Source organism: Marinobacter shunpengi (genome assembly GCF_045449695.1).
Taxonomy (GTDB): domain Bacteria; phylum Pseudomonadota; class Gammaproteobacteria; order Pseudomonadales; family Oleiphilaceae; genus Marinobacter.
Window position 1 is genome coordinate 141026 of the sequence record NZ_JBJJKZ010000017.1, and the last position, 21829, is coordinate 162854.

Sequence of the window (21829 nt, forward strand, 5' to 3'; positions counted from 1 at the left end):
GGCTGAGCAGGACCTGCCAGGAGTCTGCGCGGTGGTAAGTCGCAGACTCCTGACGCTTACTCTGCCGCTGCGCGGGCTTCTTCCAGCCAGCCGTCGAAGGTGTCGCGATTGGCTTCGATCCACAGGTCGGTGTGACGTGCGATGTCTTCCTCGCTGTCTTCACCGTCACGCATCGCCAGGTTCTGGGCGCTGATATCGTTGGCCGACAGCTCCATGATGGAGAACAGCTTCGCTGCGGCCGGGTTGTTGTCGGCAAACTCCTGGTTGGCAATGATGCGCTGGTCGTTGGGCATGAAACCGTAGTTGGTACCATCGTCCAGCGCCGTATCCACGCCTTTCCGGTCACCCGGCAGGGAAGAGAACGGCACTTCCAGCCACACCACGTCTTCGCCGGGTACCATCACACCGCTGACCCAGTACGGGGTCCAGGTGTAGTAGAACACCGGGTCGCCCTGTTCAAAGCGGGCAATGGTGTCGGCGATGATGGCGGAGTAGGAGCCCTGGTTGTGGGTGATGCTGTCCCGTAGCTCGTAGGCGTCCAGGTGATGCTCGATCACTTCCTCGCAGCCCCAGCCCGGGGTGCAGCCGGTGAGGTCGGCCCTGCCGTCATCGTTGGTGTCGAACAGGGCCGCGATTTCCGGGTCCTTGAACTGTTCGATGTTGGTGATGTCGTGCTCTTCGGCGGTTTCCTTGTCAATCAGGTAACCCTGCAGGGCGCCGGAGGAATAGACACCCTCACGGTAGATTTTCTCCTCACCGCCGGCACGGTTGAAGAAGTTGGTGTGCAGTGGGTCCCAGTGGTCCGCCATGAAGGTGCCGTCACCGTTGGCGATGGCCACGTGACCGGCTGCGTACTCGATTTCCTTGATGTCCTTCACCTCATAGCCCAGTTCTTCCAGGGCACGGGACACCAGCAGGGTCTGGAAGGTTTCTTCGGCGATGGAGCTCTTCAGGGGTTGTACCTCAACACCCTCGCCGGGCATTTCCTGGGCGTGCAGTGCAAAGCTTGCGGTCAGGGTGGTGGCAGCGATAGCCGTTGCCAGTCGTTTCGTCATGGAGGTTTTCATTGCGACTCTCTCCTTTTGGGGATAATTTTCCGGATAAGTGCGGCGGGCCCGTGGTCATGCCAGCGCCGGGTTCCGCGACTGCGTGAATCCTGGCCCAGTGACTGGGTAAGCCGGTCAAGGATAATGGCCAGCAGGACAATACCCAGCCCGCCGATGGTGGCCAGACCCATGTCCAGGCGTCCGATGCCCCGCAGGACCATCTGACCCAGACCGCCCACGGCGATCATGGAGGCGATGACCACCATGGACAGGGCCAGCATAAGGGTCTGGTTGACCCCGGCCATGATGGTCGGCATGGCCAGGGGGAGTTGTACCTTGAACAGTAACTGGCGGGGGCTGGCGCCGAAGGAGCGCGAGGCCTCCACCAGGTCGGAGGGAACCTGCCGTATGCCCAGGTTAGTCAGGCGTATCAGTGGTGGCAGGGCAAAGATGATGGTGACCACCACCCCCGGCACGTTACCGATACCGAACAGCATCACAATGGGTACCAGGTAGACAAAGGCCGGGGTGGTCTGCATGGCGTCCAGCACCGGACGCATGGTGGAGGCCACACGGTCGTTGCGGGCCAGCCAGACCCCCGTGGGCAGGCCGATCAGTACGCAGAAGAAGACCGACGTCAGCACCAGGGCCAGGGTGACCATGGCTTCCTGCCAGGCGCCAATGGCGCCCACGACCATCAGTGAGATCACTGTACCGATGGCCAGCTTGCGGCTGGCCACCTGCCAGGCAACCAGTCCGAATATCACGATGATCAGGATCGACGGGATCGCCAGCAGGGCGGATTCCATGCCGGTCAGTACCGCGTCCACCGGCCAGCGGATGGCCTGGAACATGGGGCGAAAATTGCCGACCAGCCAGTCCAGACCGTTCTCCACCCAGTCACCCAGGGGGAACCAGGCATCAGCGAACGGGTGCAATATATCAAAGCTCTCCTCGGGCAGCGGTTCACCGCTCTGCAGCCAGCTACTGCCGCCGCCTTCGGCCGAGTCGGAGGAACCGCCGCCCCACGGGTTGCTGCCGGAGCCTTCCTGCGTGCCGGCATTGCCCGAATCACTGGAGTTGCTCCAGGGATTGGAGCTTTCGCTGGTGCCGGCGTCGCTCTCCTCGGCGTTGGAGCCGTTGTCGGCCCACGGGTTGGAAGCATCCGTCATGCGGCCTCCTGGTCTTTGTCGATTGCGTTGAGGAGGATTGCACGGGAGATCACACCGAGATAATGGCCGTCGTCATCCACCACGGGCAAATAGAAGCCCGATGCGGCCACCTGGCCGATCAGTTCACTGAGCGGCGTGTTGCCGTTCAGGGGCGTCGCATCGATAAAGGCATCACTGATACCACCACCCTGCTTCTCGGTTTCGATCAGGGATTCCATGGACACCACGCCCCGGAAGTGCTGATCGGAGGTGACCACGTAGCCATGGTCCTGGTCATTGCCACGCAGGCGCTCCAGGGCGGATGCCACGCCGGCGCCTTCCCGCTCGATCACGGTCACCGTCTTCTTGCGGGCGATATCGCCGGCGGTGAGGATGGTGGTGACATCCACATTGCGGAAGAAGGACTTCACATAGTCATTGGCCGGGTTCTTGAGGATCTCATCCGGGGCACCCACCTGGACCACCTTACCCCCTTCCATGATGGCAATGCGATCACCGATGCGCATGGCCTCGTCCAGGTCGTGGGAGATGAACACCACGGTGCGCTTGGCTTCCGCCTGCAGCTTGAGCAGTTCATCCTGCATCTCGGTGCGGATCAGCGGATCCAGGGCAGAGAAGGCTTCGTCCATCAGCATCACTTCCGGGTCATTGGCCAGGGCGCGGGCCAGACCAACCCGCTGCTGCATGCCGCCGGACAGTTCATCCGGATAGCTGTTGGCCACATGCTCCAGACCGACCTGGGCCAGGGCAGCACGGGCACGCTGTTCACGGTCGGCTTCTTCCAGGCCGGCGAGCTCCAGCCCGAAGGCCGCGTTCTGCATGACCGTCATGTGGGGCATCAGGGCAAAGGACTGGAATACCATACTGATCTGTTTACGCCGTACCTCCCGCAAGTCCTCGTCGGACATACGGGCGATATCCTTGCCGTTGAACAGGATCTGGCCGGAGGTGGGTTCGATCAGGCGGTTGAGCAGGCGCACCATGGTGGACTTGCCGGAGCCGGACAGGCCCATGATCACGAAGATCTCGCCCTCATGGATGTCGAACGAGGCATCGTGTACCCCGATGGTCTGGCCGGTTTTCTCGAATATTTCGTCCTTGCCACAGCCTTTCTCGAGGAAGCGAAAGGCATCTTCCGGGTAGTCCCCGAATATCTTGAATACGTTCTTGATCGACAGTTTTGGCGTCATGCATGGATCTCAATGGCTTTGAAGCGCTTTTTCAGGCTCCCTATTTCAGGTATATATGTCAAACCCGTAATATTCCAGCGGCCATGGTAATCACTTATGGCTATTTCGCAGGTGCTCTGTTATCTTGCCTGCATCCTGCCTCTAAGGATCCGCAGTTTTCGGCCATCAGGGCCATCATGCGAATACTTCATACGACCCGCCAGAGGACGTCCTCCCGATACCGGTGAGCGACTGTAGTCGTCATTATTTCCATGCACGGCATGGACTCTGCCCGCTTTCGCTGATGTTTTTCCGGCGTTCGTGGAGGCAGACCAATCAAGAGTTATTATCTATGAGTTTTTCCTCCCTCGGCCTTTCCGAGCAACTGGTGCGTGCCACTTCCGACCAGGGTTATGAAACCCCGTCCCCCATCCAGGCCCAGGCCATTCCTGCGGTCCTGTCCGGCAGGGACGTCATGGCGGCGGCACAGACCGGTACCGGCAAGACCGCCGGTTTCACCTTGCCCCTGCTGCAGCGCCTTAGCGCTGGCAAACGCACTGGCAAGGGCCCCCGCGCCCTGATCCTGGCGCCCACCCGGGAGCTGGCGGCGCAGGTTCATGACAGCGTCAATCTCTACAGCAAGTACGTGCCCACCAAGGCAGCGGTTGTGTTTGGTGGTGTAAAGATCAACCCCCAGATGCAGAAACTTGCCAGGGGGCTGGATGTTCTGGTGGCAACACCGGGGCGGCTGCTGGACCTGTACCAGCAGGGTGCGGTGAAGTTCAACGAAATCGAGATTCTGGTGCTGGACGAAGCCGACCGAATGCTGGACATGGGCTTTATCCGCGACATCCGCAAGATCCTGGCGCTGCTGCCGGAGAAGCGTCAGAACCTGCTGTTCTCCGCCACCTTCTCCAATGAGATCCGTAAGCTGACCCAGGGCCTGCTGGACAACCCGGTACTGGTGGAAGTGGCCGCGCGCAACAAGACTGCCGAGCGTGTGGAACAGACCGTCTATCCGGTGGACCAGAGCCGCAAGACCGCGCTGCTGAGCAAGCTGGTGCGGGACAATGACTGGGACCAGGTGCTCGTATTCACCCGCACCAAGCACGGTGCCAATCGACTGACCAAGAAGCTGGAAGGTGACGGCATTACCGCCGCTGCCATCCATGGCAACAAGTCGCAGGGTGCCCGCACCCGGGCGCTGGCCGAGTTCAAGCAGGGCGATATCCGGGTACTGGTGGCTACCGACATCGCCGCCCGCGGGCTCGACATCAAACAATTGCCCCAGGTGGTGAATTTCGAACTGCCCCAGGTGGCGGAAGACTACGTGCACCGTATCGGTCGTACCGGTCGTGCCGGTGAGAGTGGCCATGCCCTGTCGCTGGTCAGCGCCGACGAGGGTAAACTGCTGGCCGGCATTGAGAAGCTGATCAGCAAGCAACTGCCCCGGCAGGAAGTGGAAGGCTTCGAACCAACCAATAACCTGCCGCTGAAGCCGAAGGCCAAGGCTGATCCGAGCCGTGCCAGGGGCCGCAATGGCAGCGGTGGTAATGGTGGTGGCGCTCGCAACGGCGGCGGTCGTCCTGGTGGCCGGAATCAGGCCAGCCCCGGCGGCGGTCGCGGACGTGGGCGCGGGCAGGGTCGTTCAGGGCAGCGCCAGTCTGCCTGATGTGATCCGTCGGACACAGCAGCAGTAAAAGAACCGCTTCCGGGTTTCCCGGTGGCGGTTTTTTGTTGTGGGCCGGACAAAAAGCGGGGCCCGAGAGGGCCCCGCAAGGGAGGGTGCGCCCCCACACCGCCCGTCCGGGGTGCCGGGGCGCGGCCAGATCAGAAGTTGTAGGTGAAGCCCACCATGTAGACCATGGGGTCGATTTCCACATCCACCCTGGCAGTACCCAGTTTGTTGCCGGCGGCATCGTAGGCATTGATGTCCGCGGTGGTGTCGATGTCGGCCCACCAGACGCCAGCGTTGATGCCGAAGCGATCGTCCAGGCGGATATCCACGCCGATTTCAGCGGCGACACCGAAGCTGTCATCCAGATCCATATCCGTCGAGTTGACCACACCACCACCCAGGTAGTTATCCACGGCCCCGGTCAGTGTGTCGCTGGTCTTTTCCTCGAAAAAGGTCGTGTAGTTCACACCCACGCCAAGGTAGGGCTGGACCATGGAGTTGTTGTGCAGTGGGTAATACTGCAAGGTGAGCGTGGGAGGCAAGTGTTTGGTGCTGCCCAGGTCGGCAGCCCTGGGGAGGCTGCCCGCGCCGTAGAGGTCATGCTGGAAAGGGGTGGCAGCCAGCAGGCTGAGCCCGAAGTGGTTCGTTATCATCCAGGTGCCGGACAGGCCCAGTTGGGTATCGGAATCGACGCCGACTTCCCAGCCTTCATTAGCCAGGCTGGTGCCGGCGAGGCCGACATGGCCGCTGGACTCGTTCGGGTCCACGGTCACCGCACCGGCCCGGATGATGATATCACCCGCCTGGTAGGCCTGGGCGGAGGTCGCCGCCATGACACCGATTGCCAGTACACCCAGTTTGAATTTCAAGGACATAGATCAGAACTCCTAACCACACGTTGTTGATGGCTCAAGGCTACAACGGTAGTGGCCTGGGGAATTGATCCATGACAAGGGTGCTTAGCCAGCGGCGACGGGGTGACCGCAGGATTGATTCAGCTCAAAAGGTTCAATACCGACCGATCAGGGGCTGACGGCCAGTCAGGCCCGTTGCTCGTCGGTCGTGGCTTCGTCGTCAGACTCTTCCGGCACGAACACATCCCGCACGGATAGGGCATTGCCCTCGGCATCCTGGACTTCCAGTTGACGGATGGGGCGCCCGGTGCGACGGTCCCGCAGATCCAGGGGGGGCTGGTCGGGGCAGGGGTTGTAGCGGTCGCCCCACTGGCGCAGGGCAATGACCACCGGGAACAGGTCACGGCCCTTGTCGGTCAGGCGATACTCATGACGGGGACCATGTTCACCCACATCCACCTTGCGCAGCACGTCGTTTTCCACCAGGCGACACAGGCGGTCCCCCAGGATATTGCGGGCGATGCCCAGCTCCTGCTGGAAGTCGACAAAGCGACGGGTGCCGTACATGGCCTGGAGCACGATCAGCAACGACCACCAGTCCCCGACTTCGTTCAGGGCCCGGGCAACGGAACAGCTTGAATCATCGAAACGTTTTCTGGCCATGGTCAAAGTGTACCCAACGTGGGCCTCCGAAGGAAACGCGAATGCCGGAACCGGGACACTGGTGGTGGTTTCCGGGCCATCCCCCTCTCCCCCCCCCAAAATAGAGCAAATGCTCATTCTTCCCTTGCATCCCCAAAAGCGATCCAATAAAGTTTCGTAACGAAACCAGATTAAGGCAAGCGAAGTGTTACCCCCAACCCTGCGGCACGGCCTGTCGCGGCGCTCGCCGAACCCATCATTACGCAGGAGAGCCCCGGATGACCATGAACCTCGGCCCCATCTTTGAACCCTTTGAACTGAAATCCCTCAAGCTCGCCAACCGTGTTGCCATGGCGCCGATGACCCGCAACTTCTCGCCGGGCAATGTGCCCAACGAGGACGTGGTGGCCTACTACAAGCGCCGGGCGGAAGGCGGTGTCGGTCTGCTGATTACCGAGGGCACCACGGTGAACCACCCGGCGGCCAACGGCTACGAGAACGTGCCCTTCTTCCACGGTGAGGAGGCGCTGGCGGGCTGGAAGAAGGTAGTGGATGCGGTGCATGAGGCGGGTGGAAAGATCTTCCCGCAGCTCTGGCACGTGGGTGCGGTTCGCAAGGAAGGCATGGAGCCGGACCCGAGTGTACCGGGTTATGCCCCGTCCGGCATGAACAGGCCGGGCAAGGTAGTCTGTCATGTGATGACAAAGCAGGACATCCAGGACGTGGTCAAGTCCTTCGCCGATGCCGCTGCGGACGCCAAGGCCATCGGTTTTGACGGGGTCGAGGTACACGGCGCCCACGGCTACCTGATCGACCAGTTCTTCTGGGAAGGCACCAACCAGCGGGACGACGAGTACGGCGGCAGCATGGCCAACCGTCAGCGCTTCGCCATCGAGATCATCCAGGCCATCCGCGAGCGGGTGGGGCCGGACTTCCCCATTATGCTGCGTTTCTCCCAGTGGAAGATGCAGGACTACGACGCCAAACTCTGCCAGACCCCGGAAGAGCTGGACGCTTTCCTCAAGCCCCTGGCGGACGCCGGGGTGGACATCTTCCACGCCTCCACCCGCCGTTTCTGGGAGCCGGAGTTTGAGGGTTCCAGTCTGAACCTGGCGGGCTGGGTGAAGAAGCTGACCGGCATGCCCACCATGTCCGTGGGCAGTGTCGGCCTGACCGAGGACTTCATCAGCGGCACCTTCGCCAGCAAGCAGGAAGCCGTTGACCAGTCCGGCATCGATGAGCTGGTGGAGCGCATGAACAACGACGAGTTCGACTTCATCGCCGTGGGTCGCGCCCTGCTGCAGGATCCGGAATGGCTGGTGAAGGTGAAGGAGGGTCGCACCGGCGAATTCCAGCCCTTCGCCAAGGCCTCCCTCAAAGAACTCTATTGATCCCTTGGGGGTGATCTGAAAAGGCCGGCTGTCAGACGACGGCCGGCCTTTTGCTTTCTATCACCGGTCAGCCTTCCCTGACGCCTTTTTCGATGCGCTCGCCGATGGTCTGGTCGATGTTCTTCCAGTACTCGAACACCCGGGACAGCACCGGTTCCTTCACGCCCCCTTTTACGTGTCCAACCACATTGTTGACCAGCCGGTCACGGGCGGCATCGTCCATGACCTTGTTGATCAGGTCATTGGCCTGTCCATAATCGTCGTCATCCTTGCGCAGCGTGTAAGCGGCACGAACCATGTCGCCGCTGGTCTCCCAGGTGGAATCGGTGGGGTAGCGTTCGCCATCGGCACTGGGGCCACCCTTGGAATTGGGCGCATAGACCGGGTCGGACACGTTCTGCACCCGCATGGCGCCGTCCTTGCTGTAGCTGTGGACCGGTGCCTTGGGTGAATTGACGGGTATCTGCTTGTAGTTCACCCCCAGCCGCGCACGGTGGGCGTCGGCGTAGGCGAACACCCGACCGATCAGCATCTTGTCCGGACTGATACCGATGCCCGGCACCAGGTTGTTGGGTTCGAAGGCGGCCTGTTCGATCTCGGTGTGGAAATCGGTGGGATTCCGGTTCAGGGTCAACTTGCCCACCTTGATCAGCGGATAGTCGCCGTGGGGCCACACCTTGGTCAGGTCAAAGGGGTTCAGCCGGTAGGTTTCCGCTTCCTTGAACGGCATGATCTGCATGTAAAGCGTCCAGCTTGGGTAGTCCCCCTTCCCGATTGCGTCGAACAGATCCCGGCGGTGGTAGTCCACATCCGTGCCGGCGATCTGGTCCGACTCCTCCTGGGTCAGGTAGTCGATGCCCTGGTCCGTCTTGAAGTGGTACTTCACCCAGAACTTCTCTCCCTGCGCGTTCACCCAAAGGTAGGTGTGGCTGGAGTAGCCATTCATATGGCGCCAGGATTTGGGAATACCCCGGTCCCCCATCAGCCAGGTGACCTGGTGGGCGGACTCCGGCGACAGGGTCCAGAAGTCCCACTGCATGTCATGGTCCCGCAGGTCGTTGTCGGCCCGGCGTTTCTGGGAACGGATAAAGTGCTGGAACTTCATAGGGTCGCGGACAAAGAACACCGGGGTATTGTTGCCCACCATGTCGTAGTTGCCCTCGCTGGTATAGAACTTCAGGGCAAACCCCCGTGGGTCGCGCCAGGTATCCGGGCTGCCCCGTTCCCCGGCCACGGTGGAGAAACGGATCACCACGTCCGTCTTCGTGTCCTTCTGGAACACGGCAGCCTTGGTGTAGGGGCTCATGTCCTCGGTGGTTTCAAAGTGCCCGAAGGCGCCGCCGCCCTTGGCATGGGGCTGGCGTTCCGGGATGCGTTCCCGGTTGAACTGGGCCATCTGTTCAATCAGGTAGTGGTCGTGCAGCAGCAGGGGGCCGTCGGGCCCGACTGACAGGGAGTGTTCGTCACTGGCGACGGGAATACCGGCGTCCGTTGTGGTCGGCTTGTCGTTGGCCATGGTCTGGTCTCCTCATTTGAAGGGGGTGTTCGATCAGCTCCACCTGCCACGTCCCGGATTGTGCCCGTCGTTGTTGTAAGGGCGTGGTACCTGAGAGTGGGCCGGTGCCAGATGCACCATCTTCAAGCTATAGGGGATCGTCGCGTATCTAGCCAGAGGCGGAGAGGGTGAATTGCCTCTGGGTGGAGACATGGTAATTTCGCTTCCTGACCGGATTTTGGCTGCGGGTCGGAAACGCATCTGTCAGTAGGGTGTAAAAGCTGTGTAAACCCGCCCTACGGGTCTACTCCCCGTCATCCACATTACCGATAATCCATTGCCATCGCCGGGCGTCGGCGGTGTCTGTCAACGGATTCGGTATGAGGTGACCATGGTTTCCCCGGCAAGAAAGGCTTCCTCCAGACGGTTTGGCGGGTTCCTGCTACTGCTGCTTGTGGTGGCGGGCCTGTCCGTGGGCTGGTGGACACAAAGTCGGGGTGAGACCCAACCCGATCTGCTCACCATAACGGTGCAGCGGGGTGACCTTGAGGACCTGGTGACCGCTACCGGCTCCTTGCAGCCACGGGACTACGTGGATGTGGGCGCCCAGGTATCCGGCCAGCTGGATGTGATCCATGTTCAAACCGGCGATGAGGTCAAAGCCGGCGATCTGCTGGCGGAGATCGACCCTACCGTCTATGTCGCCCGGGTGGACGCCACCCGGGCCCAATTACGCAACCAGAAAGCCCAGTTGATGGAGCGGGAGGCCCAGCTCACCCTGGCGGAGATCCAGCACCGGCGCCAGCAGAACCTGCTGGCGGAGGAAGCCACCAGCCGCGAGTCCGCCCAGGTGGCGGAAGCCAACCTGCGCTCCGCCCGGGCCCAGATAGAGGCCATCAGCGCCCAGATCCAGCAGACCGAGTCCACCCTGCGGGCGGAAGAGGCCAACCTGGAATACGCGAAGATTTACGCCCCCATGGATGGCACCGTGGTGTCTATCGACGCCCGCCAGGGCCAGACCCTGAACACCAACCAGCAGGCGCCGGTGCTGATGCGCATCGCCGACCTGTCCACCATGACCGTGGAGGCCCAGGTGTCCGAGGCGGACATCGGCAAGCTGAACCATGGCATGCCCGTGTACTTCACTACCCTGGGCAATCAGAGTCGTCGCTGGGAAAGCACCCTGGACCGGCTGGAGCCAACCCCGGTGGTGGAGAACAACGTGGTGCTCTACAACGCTGTTTTCGAAGTGCCCAACCCGGAAGGCCGGCTGATGACCCAGATGACCGCCCAGGTGTTCTTCATCAACGCCGAGGCCCGGGATGCGCTGCTGGTGCCGGTGACCGCATTGCAGAGGAAGGGCGACACCACCACCGTTCAGTTGATGGACAGCAATGGCCAGCCGCATACCCGGGAAGTGACCGTGGGCGTCAGCAACCGGGTTCAGGCGGAGATCATCGAAGGGCTCGAGGAGGGAGATCGAATCGTCAGCAGCCCAGCCCGCGCCGGTGAGCCAGGCGAGGGCGGTCGTCGTCCGATGGTGGGCATGAGATTCTGACCATGACCCCGCCACTGATCGAACTGCGGGATATTACCCGCACCTACCACAACGGCGAGCTGTCCGTGCCCGTGCTGCGGGGCATCGACCTGACCATCCACCGGGGTGAGTTCGTGGCCATCATGGGCGCCTCAGGGTCCGGCAAGTCCACCCTGATGAACATCCTCGGTTGCCTGGACCGGCCCAGTACCGGCGAATACCGGTTTGACGGCCAGGATGTGTCCCGTTTCGACAGCGACAGCCTGGCCCGCCTGCGCCGGGAATCCTTCGGGTTCGTGTTCCAGAGCTACAACCTGCTGCCCGGCATCTCCGCCCGCGAGAACGTGGAAATGCCCGCCAGCTACGCCAGCCTGAAGGCCCGCGAGCGTCAGCGGCGGGCCCGTGACCTGCTGGGTCGGCTGGGCCTGGAGGAGCGCATGGACCATCGCCCCGGGCAGCTCTCCGGCGGCCAGCAACAACGGGTGTCCATTGCCCGGGCGTTGATGAACGGTGGTGAGATTATCCTGGCGGACGAACCCACCGGGGCCCTGGACAGCCACAGCGGCCGTGAGGTGATGACGCTGCTGCAGGCGCTGTCGGAGGAAGGCTACACCATCATCCTGATCACTCACGATGCCGCGGTGGCGGAGCACGCTCACCGGCAGATCGAGATCGCCGATGGCCGGATCGTCAGCGATCCGGGGCCGTCGATGCCGGAAAGTCCCGGCGCACTGGAGCGGCAGCCGCTCACCCATACGACGTCGGTGTTCCGGGAGCTGTTCCAGGGCTGGCGAACCGCCCTGCGGTCCATGACCGGCAACCTGTTCCGAACCGCCCTCACGTTGCTGGGCATCGTGATCGGCGTGGCCTCGGTGATCACCATGCTGGCCATTGGCGATGGTGCCCGGGAGGCGGTGGTGGATCGCATCAGCGCCATGGGCAGCAACCTTCTGCTGGTACGTCCGGGGGTGCCGGGACAGGGCCGGGGTGGCTGGAACATCACCACCCTGGTGCCGGAGGACGTGGCGGCCATCAACACCCTGCCCAATATCACCGCCGCCATACCGGAGCTGACCGGCAGCCAGACCCTGCGTTATGACAACGCCGATCATCAGGCCGACATCAATGCCACCTCCTGGCAGTTTCCCCTGGCCAGGCAATGGCCGGTGGAGCAGGGCAGTTTCTTTACCGAGGCGGACGAGGGTCAGTACGCCCCAGTGGCGGTGTTGGGCCAGACCGTCAGGGATTCACTGTTCGCCGACCAGGACCCCGTCGGCGAGTACATCCTGATGAACAATGTGCTGTTCCAGGTCATCGGCGTGATGAGCGAGCGGGGTGCCTCGCCCATGGGGCAGGACCAGGACGATGTGGTGCTGGTGCCTTACACCACCGGCAGCATGCGCCTGTTCGGTCAGCAACACCTGCGTAACGTGACCATCGCCGTGGACGACACCAGCCTGATGGGTGGGGTGCAGGACCAGGTGCACCAGCTCCTGTTGCAGCGCCATGGGGTAGAGGACTTCCGCATCCATAACATGGCGTCGCTGATCGATACCGTGTCGTCTACCCAGGACACCTTTACCTGGCTGCTGGGCTCGGTGGCGGCCATTTCCCTGCTGGTGGGGGGCATCGGCGTGATGAACATCATGCTGGTGAGTGTCACCGAGCGCACCCGTGAGATCGGCATCCGCATGGCCACCGGCGCCCGCACACGCCACATCCTGCAGCAGTTCCTGCTGGAAGCGGTGGCGGTGTCCGCCCTGGGAGGGCTGATTGGTGTTGGTCTGGGCCTTGGTGCTGCTGCTCTGGTGGGCTACCTGGGCACGCCGGTGAGCTATTCCCTGCTACCGGTGCTGCTGGCCTTTGGCTGCGCCTTCGGCACCGGTCTGCTGTTTGGTTTCCTGCCTGCCCGCAAGGCCGCAGGGCTGGATCCGGTTGTGGCCCTGGCCACGGAATAGGAGAGAGCATGTCATCCTGTATTCATAACGCCATGAAGGCGCTGCTGATGTTATCGAGCCTGCTGTGGCTGGCCGGCTGCGCCACCACCACACCGGTGGAGCGCCCCGAGGTACCGGAACAGGCGGGCTGGAATGCGCCGGTGGCGGTTGCTGACCAGGCCACCCCGCCGGACCCGGAATGGTGGCAACAGTTCGACTCCCCGGTACTGGATGACCTGATCCGACGGGCCTTCGCCGGCAGCCCGGACCTGGCGGCCACCGCTGAGCGGGTGTTCCAGGCAGAGCAGCAGGTGCGGGTGGCGGGCAGCAGCCTGTTGCCGTCGCTGGGCCTGGGTGCCAGCACGGGTCAGCGGACCACGGACAGTGGTTCCGGCAGCCAGCAAAGTGATTCCAGTTCAGCTACCCTGAACGTCAGTTACGAGGTGGACCTGTGGGGCAACCTGGCCGCCGCGCGGGACGAGGCCGAGGCGGGCTACCGGGCCACAGTGTTCGACTACGACAGCGCCCGACTGACCCTGGCAAGTAGTGTGGCCACCACCTGGTTCCAGCTACTGGCCCTTGAGGAACAGTTGCGGGTGGCCCGGGAAAACCTGCGGATTGCCGAGCGCACCGAGGAGATTGTCGACGCCCGCTACCGCAACGGTGCCGCCAGCCGGGCGGAGCTGCTGCGCCAGCAGACCGAGGTACTGAACCAGCAGGCCGGCCTGGTGCCCATCCAGTTGGAGTACCGCCAGACCCGGGCCGCCCTGGCGGTACTGGTGGGAGAATCGCCCCTGGGTTTTCAGGTGGAGGGCTTCGAGGTGGAGCCGGACAGCCTGTTGGCCATCACCCTGCCGACTATTGATGCCGGAGTGCCGGCGGACCTGCTGGCCCGCCGCCCGGACCTGGCCCGGGAGGAAGCCCGCCTGCGGGCGGCGGATGCCAATGTGGAGCAGGCCCGTACCGCCTTCCTGCCGACGGTGTCCCTGGGCCTGAGCGCCGGCGCCAGCAGCACCAGCCTGCTGAGCCTGGCGGACCCGGTGGAAACCGCCGGCTGGACCCTGTCCCTGGCCCAGACGCTGTTTGACGGCGGCCGCCGGGATGCCCAGCAGGCCATCAGCGAATCGCAGCGGGTGGAGCTGGTGGAGGGCTATCGTGGCGCCGTACTCACCGCCCTGCAGGAAACCGACGATGCCCTGGACCGGGTGCAGACCACCCGTCACCGGGAGTCCCTTCAGCAGACGGTGAAGGACCGGGCCGAGCGCACCCTGGAGCTGACCGAACTGCGTTACCGGGAAGGCAGCGACGACCTGCTCACCCTGCTGGATGCCCAGCGCACCCTGTTTCAGACCCGGGACCAGCTCGTCAGCCTGCGGTTGCAACGGCTACTGGCTACGGTGGATCTGTACAAGGCCCTGGGCGGGGGCTGGCAGGCACCGGAAGCGCCGGTGGCAGATGACCAATGATTCACTGTTCACCGTTCGGACCGTATCGGTATCGTAAGCTTAAGGAGTTATTCAGAGACTCCTTAAATAACTGTTCGGATTTTTGAAGTATCAGTCCCATGAGTGATCCCGCCAACCTGCAACAGGTGCTGGACCGTATCAGCCAGACCGCACTCAGACATCGTCGGGTGACCTTTGGTGACATCGTCGACACCGTGGGCAGCCGATCGTTCGGGCCCATCCTGATGATTGTCGGTATCCTGCTGTTGTCTCCCCTCAGCGGCATTCCCGGCGTGCCCACCCTCAGTGGCCTGCTGATCCTGTTCATTGCCGTGCAGATCCTGGTCCGCGACGAGGGCTTCTGGCTGCCCGCCTGGATCATGGATCGCCACCTGCCCAGCGACAAGCTGCTCAGGGGTATCCGCTTCCTGGAACCCGCAGCCGACTTCATCGATGCCCGCCTGCACCCCCGGCTGGTGCTTGTGGTACGAGGGCCCGGCAGCTACCTGGTGGGCGGCGTCTGCGTGATCATTGCCTGCGCCATGCCGCTGATGGAGATCATCCCCTTCTCGGCCACCGCCGCCGGCTTCGCGCTGGCGGTGTTCGGGTTGGCCATGGTGTCACTGGACGGGTTGCTGGCATTGCTGGGCCTGCTGTTCACCGTCGCCATTGCGACCCTGATTGGCGTCAACCTGCTTTAGTCACTGGAAGATGGCCTCGTTGGCCCGCGGATCCGTTTCTGAAAGGAAGCCGACAATGGCGTCGTTGACGGCGTCTGGCGCTTCCTGCTGAATCCAGTGGCCGTAACCCTCCAGGAGCCTGATGCTGAGCCGCGGTATCCTTGGTGTCATCATGGCGTCCAGCTCACCATGACCGGCCCGGGCCAGGACATTGTCCCGCGTGCCGGCGATGAACAGGGTCGGACAGTCGATTGACCGGTCGGCGAAGGGCGCCATCAGTTCCCAGTTCCGGTCGATATTGCGATAGTAGTTCAGGCCGCCTTCAAAGCCGCTGTGTCGGTAGGCCTGCTCGACATAGTCCAGGTCAGCGTCGGTCAGCCAGCCCGGCTGTTCCCGGGGTTTGCCCAGCCGGTCCAGCCAGCCGCCGCCTCCTTCCAGGGTCTTGCCGAGGCGGGGCTCCTCACGGGGCGTATCCGGAGAACAGAAGAGTTTCTCCAGGATCTCACGGGGATTTTCGTCGAAGGCTGCTTCTGCCTTACCCGGCGCCTGGAAGTAAAGCTGGTAGAAGAAGCGTTCACCGAAGTGGCGTTTATAGGCTTCGGTCGGCGGAACCTTGGTCGGCGGGCGCAACGGGACACTGAGGATCACCAGCCGCGCAACGGCATCCGGGTACTGCAACGCAAAGTTCCAGGTGTTGGTGGCGCCCCAGTCGTGGGCAATGATTGTGGCCGGAGTACCGCCAAAACGATTGCACAGTGCCAGCAGGAACTGGCCGATGCGTCCCGCGTTGTAGTCTTCCATGGCCGGTAGCGGGTCGGTTTCGCCGAAACCGGGCATGTCCGGGGCGACGGCCTGGTAGCCGGCCTCCGCCAGGGCGACCATTTGCCGGCGCCAGGAGTACCAGCATTCCGGCCAGCCGTGGATCAGCAGTACGGCCGGGCCGGCACCCAGTGTCGCCACCCGTGTGGTAACACCGTCAATGTTGACATGCTCCAGTTGAATATCGTTGACATGATAGTGTGTGGCCATAGGCGGTCCTTCTGACTTTTTGGTGGCGGGATGGTGGTCGTTTGATGCATCCCGATGCGGTACCTGCCGGACAGTCTAACCGGAACGTCGTCCAGGAAAGAATGTCCTGGTTCCCGACAACGGTTCGTTGGCGGAACCCGTCGCCGTGCGTGATCGGTTGCCAGAAAGAGGGTGGCGTTGCAGGATGTGAGGTCCTTTCACCCAGGTAAGGGAGTGCGTTTGTGTTGGATCCGGCCACCTGGGGCCTGACCCAGGCCCTGATTGCCTTCGGCCTCTGTGCTGCCGTGATCGCTGCGGCGGGCACCCGCATCACCCGTGTGGTGGACCAGCTCGCGGACCGTACCGGTCTTGGTGAGGCCGCTGCCGGAGCCGTCCTTCTGGGGGCGGCCACATCCCTTGGTGGCTCGGTATTGTCGGTGACCGCCGCCTGGAACAACCACCCGGAACTGGCCGTCAGTAACGCCCTGGGCGGCATTGCGGTGCAGACCTTCTTCCTGGCGGTGGCGGATATGGTCTACCGGCGGGCCAACCTGGAACACGCCGCCGCCTCGGTACCCAACCTGATGCAGAACGGCCTGCTGATCTGCCTGCTGGCAGTGATCATGCTGGCGCCGATGCTGCCTGACGTGACCGTTCTGGGGGTGCATCCGGTAACCCCGATGCTGTTCGGCTTCTATATCTATGGCATTTACCTGGTCCGACTGACCTCGGAATCCCCCATGTGGCGGCCTTTCCAGACCCGCGAGACCCGTGAGGATGTGCCGGACGATACCACTGCCATGCCATCGCTCACCCGGCTCTGGACCGAATTCCTGAGTCTGATGGCCATCCTGGGGCTGGCAGGCTGGGCGCTGGAACCGTCGGCCACCACCATCGCGAAGGAAACCGGCCTTGGCCTGACGGTGGTGGGGGTGCTGCTGACGGCGATCAGTACGTCGATCCCGGAACTGGTGACCTCGGTGGCGGCGGTGCGCCGTGGTGCCCTGACCCTGGCGGTGGGCGGCATTATCGGCGGCAATGCCTTCGACACCCTGTTCACTGGCGCATCGGACATCGCCTACCGCAAGGGGTCCATCTACCATGCCATGAGTGACGATTCCCGGTTCTGGGTGGCGCTGACGCTGCTGATGTCCGGCATCCTCATCATGGGCCTGATCCGCCGCGAGCGGGAAGGCATTGGACGGATCGGTGCCGAAAGCATGGCAATACTGGTGTTGTACATCGTCGGGGTATTACTGATGTTCTACTAAGGGGACAGGAGGTATAGTTAGCTAGCAAAATAGTTAACCCTTCCCCGTCACGCCCAGGAGGTCTCTTGCCCCAGTTCCAGCTCGCCCTGCTTCTTGGTATGACAGTCGCCCTGGGGCCCCTGGCGCTGGATGCCTACCTGCCCGCCTTTCCCGGTATCTCCGGTGACCTTGGCGTGCCCCACGGGGATGTGGGGCTGACCCTCAGCGTTTACGTGGGTGCCCTGGGGCTGGCCCAACTGGTGGGCGGGCCCCTGTCGGACCGCTATGGCCGGCAACTGATCCTGCTGAGCGGTCTCGCGGTGTTTGCCGTTGCCGCCCTGATGGTGGGGCAATCAGGCAGTCTTGAGGAAATGCTGGCCTGGCGGGTGGTGCAGGGCATTGGCGGGGCTTTCTGCGCGGTATCGGTGCCGGCCATCGTCCGCGACCAGTTCCGGGGCGCCGAAGCCGCCCGGCTGTTCGGTCTGATCGGCCTGATCATGTTCGTGGCACCGGCGGCGGCGCCGTCCATCGGCACCCTGTTCCTGGCCGTCAGTGACTGGCCGGCGATCTTTGTTTTCCTCGGTGGCTATGCGGTGCTGGTGGGCATTCTGCTGCATACTTTCCTGTTCCGTCGCCTGCCACCCAGATCCCGGGCGAAAACGCCGCTATCCACCCTGCTGACCAACTACGGCACGGTGTTGCGTCACCCGGTGGCCATGCGCTTCATCGGTCTGCAGACGCTGGCCTTCAGTGCCATGCTGGTGTTTATCACCCACGCTTCGTTTATCTATCAGGACTGGTTCGGGCTGTCCTCCACGACATTTTCCCTGCTGTTTGCTGCCAACGTGGCGGTGATGGCCATTGTCAATCTGGCGAACCGGAAGCTGCTGTTAAGCTACCCCTCCGCTGTGCTGCTGCGTATAGCGGTGATGGTCCAGGCCGTTGCCATCGCCGCCCTGGTGGCCTGTGCCCTGATGGGTGCGCCGGTGTGGGCGGTGGCGGCCTGTATCATCATCGGGGTGGGGTGCATGGGGGCGATTGCACCCAACAACATCGCCAATACCCTGGAGTTCTTTCCCACCCTGGGTGGTACGGCGGCGGCCCTGCTGGGGGCTGCCCAGTTCACTATCTCCGGGGTGGTCAGCGCCCTGTCGACGCTGATCAGCGACCACACCCTGACGCCGATCGTGCTGGTGATGGCGGCCTGTTCGGCACTGGCAGTGATGCTGGTGCAGGGCGCGCCGGCGGCCATGCGTCGTGAACTGGCCCGCGAGGCGGAGACTGTGGCCGCGGATCGACCGTCCTGAGGGGAGCTTAGGGGCAGGGCGTGTCGTGAAAACGGGCCCATGTCAGACACCTGTAAAGGGAGTTTTGCGCCTGTGATGTGATTGTCTGAAAATTGTTCAGCCGATACCTTGCCAGAGCCAACAATAACGATGCATCGCAAGGAGCGTAGAACAATGACATCCATCCTGAAATCAGGGGCGATTCCCCTGATGCTATTTGCTCTCGGCACGTCCACGCCCACCCTGGGCGACATCCTGTTTGAGCAGGGCTTCTCCAGTGGCACTGGCAGTTTCAGCGCTTCCGGTCGTGTCAGCACCGGTTACACGGGGGCCGTGCTCCGTGGAGGATCCAGTCCGGGGTCCCTGGTGTCACCGGAGATCGACGTGGCGGGGGGCAGCAACCTGGAACTGGGTGTCACTCGCCAGACCAGCCGTCTGGACGCGGGCGAATCCGGTCGTATCGAGGTGGCCATCAATGGTGGCCCGTTCCAGACCCTGGAGGCGTCCGATAACGTCTCCGGGAATGCGGTCTTCCCCCTGGACGCCGGTGCCGAGCGGCTGGTGATCCGCTTTTCCACGGACGCCAACAGCTACTTTGAGTCGTACACCATTGCCGATGTCCGGGTGGAGGGGGACAACAAAGACCCGTCCCCGGAGCCGCCCGATCCGGACCCGAACCCCGGTCCAGGTAACGGTGAGAGCGAGTTCTGGGAACTGTCCGGCAACCTGGGTACCCACGACCCCACCATCGCCGAGGAGAACGGCATCTGGTACGAGTTCCAGACCGGCCCTGGCATTTACCGCAAGATCTCCTACGACGGCGGCCGCTTCTGGGAGCCCCTGCCATCCGTGTTCGGTTCCGGCCTCTGGTGGTGGCGCAACTATGTGCCCGGCCAGCAGGGCACCGATGTGTGGGCCCCGGATGTGAAGGCGTACAACGGTCGGGTCTGGATGTACTATGCCGTGTCCACCTTCGGCTCCAACCGTTCGGTGATCGGCCTGGCCTCGTCACCCAGCCTGGCGGCGGACAACTGGCGGGATGACGGCGCCGTGCTCAGTTCCACCACCTCCGACAACTTTAACGCCCTTGATCCGGACCTGGTGATCGACGCCAACAACGAACCCTGGCTGGCGTTCGGCTCCTTCTGGTCGGGCATCAAGCTGGTGAAGCTCAACCCGTCCACCATGAAGCCCACCGGGCGGCACTATTCCCTGGCCAACCGGTCCGGTGGCATCGAGGCCCCGACCATTGTCCATCGCAATGGCTACTACTACCTGTTTGTTTCGGTGGGTAAGTGTTGCGAAGGGGTAAACAGTACCTACCGGATCCTCTATGGCCGTTCCCGCTATGTGACCGGCCCCTACCTGGATCGCAGTGGTCGCGACATGATGAACGGCGGTGGCAGTCTGCTGGACGGTGGCAACCAGCGCTGGGTTGGGCCGGGTGGCCAGGATATCGCCGGTACCGGGGTCATTGCCCGCCATGCCTACGACGCCAGTGACAACGGCAATGCCAAGCTGTTGATCAACAACCTGGTCTGGACCGACGACGGCTGGCCGTCCTACTGACGGGCGGGGCTCCTGTGAAAGGAGCTCAGTCTCCGGCGGCGGGTGCGGTGTCGTCCTGTTCCGGGACGGGATGGTGTAGCTCGGCAATGCGGCTGACGGCGTTGCCGTTGCAGGTGATGGTCCGGCTCTGGCCCCGGGTTTCCAGGGTAATGCCGATTTCCTCCAGGGTCTCCGGTCGGCTTTCATCCAGGTAGTGGAAGGCCCTGTAGCGGATACCCATGTGCTGCCAGGCGAGGGTGTTCTCGATCACCTGGTAATGCTGGCTGTAATCCACCCTGAAGGTCTGGCCGAGGGTGCCGGTGAGGCGGAAGGCATCAATGCCGGGGGTTTGCCATAGCACCCGTAGCTGGTCCTGGTCGCGGCAGATCTTCACGTCGGTGGGGTCCGCTGGACAGTGGAAGACCACATCACAGGCGATGGCGGTGTCCGCCTCCTTGCCGGTGGCGTCAGCCTTTGCCTTCTCCTCGTCTTCGCTGGTGGCGCAGCCCTGTGCGGCCAGGGCGAGGGCACAGGCCATCACGGTAGGGATCAGTCCGGATTTCATGTCTGTCATCATTACCTGCTGAGGGTTCCGTTGTTCTGAATACCACGTTGCCGGCTGGATTGTCGTGACACCCTGCCGAATCCGTGCAATCTGTCCTGCCTGGTGCGATGATACATGGATCTGCTGTTTGTTCCTGCAGTCTTGCCCAATAACGCTGTTCAACGGATCTTCCGGGATTGCCGACGTGTCCTGACAGGCTGGCCTTGCAGAACCGTTCTGCCAGCCCCATCGTAGGTTTCGAGGGTTTCAGTCGTCCAGCGGTTCTGCAGGAGCCTTTGGAATCCACTGGTTTCAGCGACAGGAGAACATCATGGCTTTTGATGCATTACCCCCCATCGGTATGGGCACGTTTCGCCTGAAGGGTGATGATGCCCGGGAAGCGGTTCGCAGCGCCCTGTCCCTGGGATATCGCCACGTCGACACGGCGCAGATCTACCAGAACGAGGCGGCCGTTGGCGACGGCATCACCACCAGCGGCATCCCCCGCCGTGAGATTTTCATCACCACCAAGGTCTGGTTCGATCGGTTCCATCGCAGTAACCTGATCAACAGCCTCCAGACCAGCGTACAGCAGCTCAAGACCGACCACGTGGACCTGGCACTGATCCACTGGCCGTCGCCAGGGGACGAGGTGCCCATGGAAGAGTACCTGACCGCGCTGAGGGACGCACAGCGGGAAGGGCTGACCGACCACATCGGCCTGTCCAACTTTACCTGCGCGCAGATGGATCAGGCGAAAGAGATCCTGGGGGATACCCCGATCTTCACCAACCAGGTGGAGGTGCATCCGTTCCTGGCCAACCGCAAGGTGGTGGACCACGCCCAGAAGCTGGGCATCCCCGTGACCGGCTACATGCCATTGGCGGTGGGTAAGGTGATGGAGGATGATATCCTGAGGGAGATCGCAAAGTCCCATCACGCCACTCCGGCCCAGATCGCGATTGCGTGGTGCCTGTCCCGGGGCGTGGTACCCATTCCCTCGTCCACCCGGCCCAAGCACCAGACCCAGAACCTGGATGCCCTGAAGATCGAGCTGTCCGCCGACGAGATCCGGGCCATCGACGCCCTGGACCGAAACGAGCGTATCGCCAACCCGGACTTCGCGCCGGAGTGGGACTGAACCGCC

The 21829-nt window shown here is 62.8% G+C and carries 18 protein-coding genes; 10 read left to right on the forward strand and 8 right to left on the reverse strand.

The features are described from left to right. Positions 1-56 precede the first annotated feature (56 nt). The 3 genes from proX to proV are packed head-to-tail and all read right to left on the reverse strand — an operon-like array spanning position 57 to position 3408. Positions 57-1067 (reverse strand): glycine betaine/L-proline ABC transporter substrate-binding protein ProX, encoded by a 1011-nt coding sequence (proX, locus tag ACJO2E_RS15905; protein WP_406965107.1) that lies wholly within the window; start codon positions 1065-1067, stop codon positions 57-59. After that, complete coding sequence (gene proW / locus ACJO2E_RS15910; RefSeq protein WP_406965108.1) at positions 1064-2218, reverse strand: glycine betaine/L-proline ABC transporter permease ProW; 1155 nt, start codon at positions 2216-2218, stop codon at positions 1064-1066. Before proW ends, proX begins: the two co-directional genes overlap by 4 nt. Further along, positions 2215-3408, reverse strand: coding sequence for a glycine betaine/L-proline ABC transporter ATP-binding protein ProV (gene proV, locus ACJO2E_RS15915; RefSeq protein WP_406965110.1), 1194 nt, complete (start codon positions 3406-3408; stop codon positions 2215-2217). Before proV ends, proW begins: the two co-directional genes overlap by 4 nt. Positions 3409-3739: 331 nt before the next feature. Here proV and ACJO2E_RS15920 point away from each other — a divergent pair, with 331 nt between their 5' ends. Further along, the gene (locus tag ACJO2E_RS15920; protein ID WP_406965111.1) at positions 3740-5059 is read left to right on the forward strand and encodes a DEAD/DEAH box helicase; all 1320 of its coding nucleotides are present in this window, start codon (positions 3740-3742) and stop codon (positions 5057-5059) included. Between the two features lie 158 nt (positions 5060-5217). On the opposite strand, the gene ACJO2E_RS15925 is transcribed toward ACJO2E_RS15920, so the two are convergent. After that, the gene (locus ACJO2E_RS15925; RefSeq protein WP_406965112.1) at positions 5218-5940 is read right to left on the reverse strand and encodes an OmpW/AlkL family protein; all 723 of its coding nucleotides are present in this window, start codon (positions 5938-5940) and stop codon (positions 5218-5220) included. Between the two features lie 165 nt (positions 5941-6105). Next, positions 6106-6582, reverse strand: a complete 477-nt coding sequence (locus tag ACJO2E_RS15930) for a winged helix-turn-helix transcriptional regulator (RefSeq protein ID WP_406965114.1) — start codon at positions 6580-6582, stop codon at positions 6106-6108. Positions 6583-6839: 257 nt separating this feature from the next. Between ACJO2E_RS15930 and ACJO2E_RS15935 the strand changes: the two genes are divergently transcribed. Beyond that, positions 6840-7952 carry an NADH:flavin oxidoreductase gene (locus tag ACJO2E_RS15935; RefSeq protein ID WP_406965115.1) on the forward strand — a complete coding sequence of 371 codons (1113 nt, stop codon included), beginning with the start codon at positions 6840-6842 and terminating at the stop codon, positions 7950-7952. A gap of 67 nt (positions 7953-8019) precedes the next feature. Here the strand turns inward: ACJO2E_RS15935 and ACJO2E_RS15940 are convergent, their stop codons facing one another. After that, on the reverse strand, positions 8020-9468 hold the full coding sequence (locus ACJO2E_RS15940) for a catalase (RefSeq protein ID WP_406965116.1): 1449 nt from the start codon (positions 9466-9468) through the stop codon (positions 8020-8022). 370 nt (positions 9469-9838) lie between these two features. Here ACJO2E_RS15940 and ACJO2E_RS15945 point away from each other — a divergent pair, with 370 nt between their 5' ends. From ACJO2E_RS15945 to ACJO2E_RS15960, 4 genes are all read left to right on the forward strand, one after another. Then, positions 9839-11005: an efflux RND transporter periplasmic adaptor subunit gene (locus ACJO2E_RS15945; protein WP_406965290.1), complete on the forward strand. Its 1167-nt coding sequence runs from the start codon at positions 9839-9841 to the stop codon at positions 11003-11005. A 2-nt stretch (positions 11006-11007) separates the two neighbouring features. Then, on the forward strand, positions 11008-12942 hold the full coding sequence (locus ACJO2E_RS15950) for a MacB family efflux pump subunit (protein WP_406965117.1): 1935 nt from the start codon (positions 11008-11010) through the stop codon (positions 12940-12942). An 8-nt stretch (positions 12943-12950) separates the two neighbouring features. Further along, positions 12951-14387 (forward strand): efflux transporter outer membrane subunit, encoded by a 1437-nt coding sequence (locus ACJO2E_RS15955; protein ID WP_406965119.1) that lies wholly within the window; start codon positions 12951-12953, stop codon positions 14385-14387. 98 nt (positions 14388-14485) lie between these two features. Beyond that, on the forward strand, positions 14486-15067 hold the full coding sequence (locus ACJO2E_RS15960) for an exopolysaccharide biosynthesis protein (RefSeq protein WP_406965120.1): 582 nt from the start codon (positions 14486-14488) through the stop codon (positions 15065-15067). Here ACJO2E_RS15960 and ACJO2E_RS15965 read toward each other — a convergent pair whose 3' ends face one another. Continuing rightward, entirely contained in the window at positions 15068-16075 is a 1008-nt protein-coding gene (locus ACJO2E_RS15965) for an alpha/beta fold hydrolase (protein WP_406965121.1), read from the reverse strand. A gap of 221 nt (positions 16076-16296) precedes the next feature. On the opposite strand from ACJO2E_RS15965, the gene ACJO2E_RS15970 reads away from it, so the two are divergent. From ACJO2E_RS15970 to ACJO2E_RS15980, 3 genes are all read left to right on the forward strand, one after another. After that, positions 16297-17325, forward strand: a complete 1029-nt coding sequence (locus ACJO2E_RS15970; protein ID WP_406965122.1) for a sodium:calcium antiporter — start codon at positions 16297-16299, stop codon at positions 17323-17325. Positions 17326-17390: 65 nt separating this feature from the next. Beyond that, positions 17391-18611: a multidrug effflux MFS transporter gene (locus ACJO2E_RS15975; RefSeq protein WP_406965124.1), complete on the forward strand. Its 1221-nt coding sequence runs from the start codon at positions 17391-17393 to the stop codon at positions 18609-18611. A 153-nt stretch (positions 18612-18764) separates the two neighbouring features. Beyond that, the gene (locus tag ACJO2E_RS15980) at positions 18765-20159 is read left to right on the forward strand and encodes a glycoside hydrolase family 43 protein (RefSeq protein ID WP_406965125.1); all 1395 of its coding nucleotides are present in this window, start codon (positions 18765-18767) and stop codon (positions 20157-20159) included. A gap of 25 nt (positions 20160-20184) precedes the next feature. Here the strand turns inward: ACJO2E_RS15980 and ACJO2E_RS15985 are convergent, their stop codons facing one another. Next, entirely contained in the window at positions 20185-20703 is a 519-nt protein-coding gene (locus ACJO2E_RS15985; protein WP_406965126.1) for a hypothetical protein, read from the reverse strand. A gap of 310 nt (positions 20704-21013) precedes the next feature. Here ACJO2E_RS15985 and dkgB point away from each other — a divergent pair, with 310 nt between their 5' ends. After that, a complete protein-coding gene (dkgB, locus tag ACJO2E_RS15990; RefSeq protein WP_406965128.1) occupies positions 21014-21823 on the forward strand; it encodes a 2,5-didehydrogluconate reductase DkgB in 810 nt (269 codons plus the stop codon). Positions 21824-21829: the final 6 nt, after the last annotated feature.

Coding starts and splice junctions, on each gene's coding strand:
- ACJO2E_RS15940 (WP_406965116.1), bottom strand. CDS start 9,468: ATGGCCAACGACAAGCCGACCACAACGGACGCCGGTATTCCCGTCGCC.
- ACJO2E_RS15955 (WP_406965119.1), top strand. CDS start 12,951: ATGTCATCCTGTATTCATAACGCCATGAAGGCGCTGCTGATGTTATCG.
- ACJO2E_RS15950 (WP_406965117.1), top strand. CDS start 11,008: ATGACCCCGCCACTGATCGAACTGCGGGATATTACCCGCACCTACCAC.
- ACJO2E_RS15920 (WP_406965111.1), top strand. CDS start 3,740: ATGAGTTTTTCCTCCCTCGGCCTTTCCGAGCAACTGGTGCGTGCCACT.
- ACJO2E_RS15960 (WP_406965120.1), top strand. CDS start 14,486: ATGAGTGATCCCGCCAACCTGCAACAGGTGCTGGACCGTATCAGCCAG.
- ACJO2E_RS15925 (WP_406965112.1), bottom strand. CDS start 5,940: ATGTCCTTGAAATTCAAACTGGGTGTACTGGCAATCGGTGTCATGGCG.
- proX (WP_406965107.1), bottom strand. CDS start 1,067: ATGAAAACCTCCATGACGAAACGACTGGCAACGGCTATCGCTGCCACC.
- proW (WP_406965108.1), bottom strand. CDS start 2,218: ATGACGGATGCTTCCAACCCGTGGGCCGACAACGGCTCCAACGCCGAG.
- ACJO2E_RS15945 (WP_406965290.1), top strand. CDS start 9,839: ATGGTTTCCCCGGCAAGAAAGGCTTCCTCCAGACGGTTTGGCGGGTTC.
- proV (WP_406965110.1), bottom strand. CDS start 3,408: ATGACGCCAAAACTGTCGATCAAGAACGTATTCAAGATATTCGGGGAC.
- ACJO2E_RS15935 (WP_406965115.1), top strand. CDS start 6,840: ATGACCATGAACCTCGGCCCCATCTTTGAACCCTTTGAACTGAAATCC.
- ACJO2E_RS15965 (WP_406965121.1), bottom strand. CDS start 16,075: ATGGCCACACACTATCATGTCAACGATATTCAACTGGAGCATGTCAAC.
- dkgB (WP_406965128.1), top strand. CDS start 21,014: ATGGCTTTTGATGCATTACCCCCCATCGGTATGGGCACGTTTCGCCTG.
- ACJO2E_RS15980 (WP_406965125.1), top strand. CDS start 18,765: ATGACATCCATCCTGAAATCAGGGGCGATTCCCCTGATGCTATTTGCT.
- ACJO2E_RS15985 (WP_406965126.1), bottom strand. CDS start 20,703: ATGAAATCCGGACTGATCCCTACCGTGATGGCCTGTGCCCTCGCCCTG.
- ACJO2E_RS15930 (WP_406965114.1), bottom strand. CDS start 6,582: ATGGCCAGAAAACGTTTCGATGATTCAAGCTGTTCCGTTGCCCGGGCC.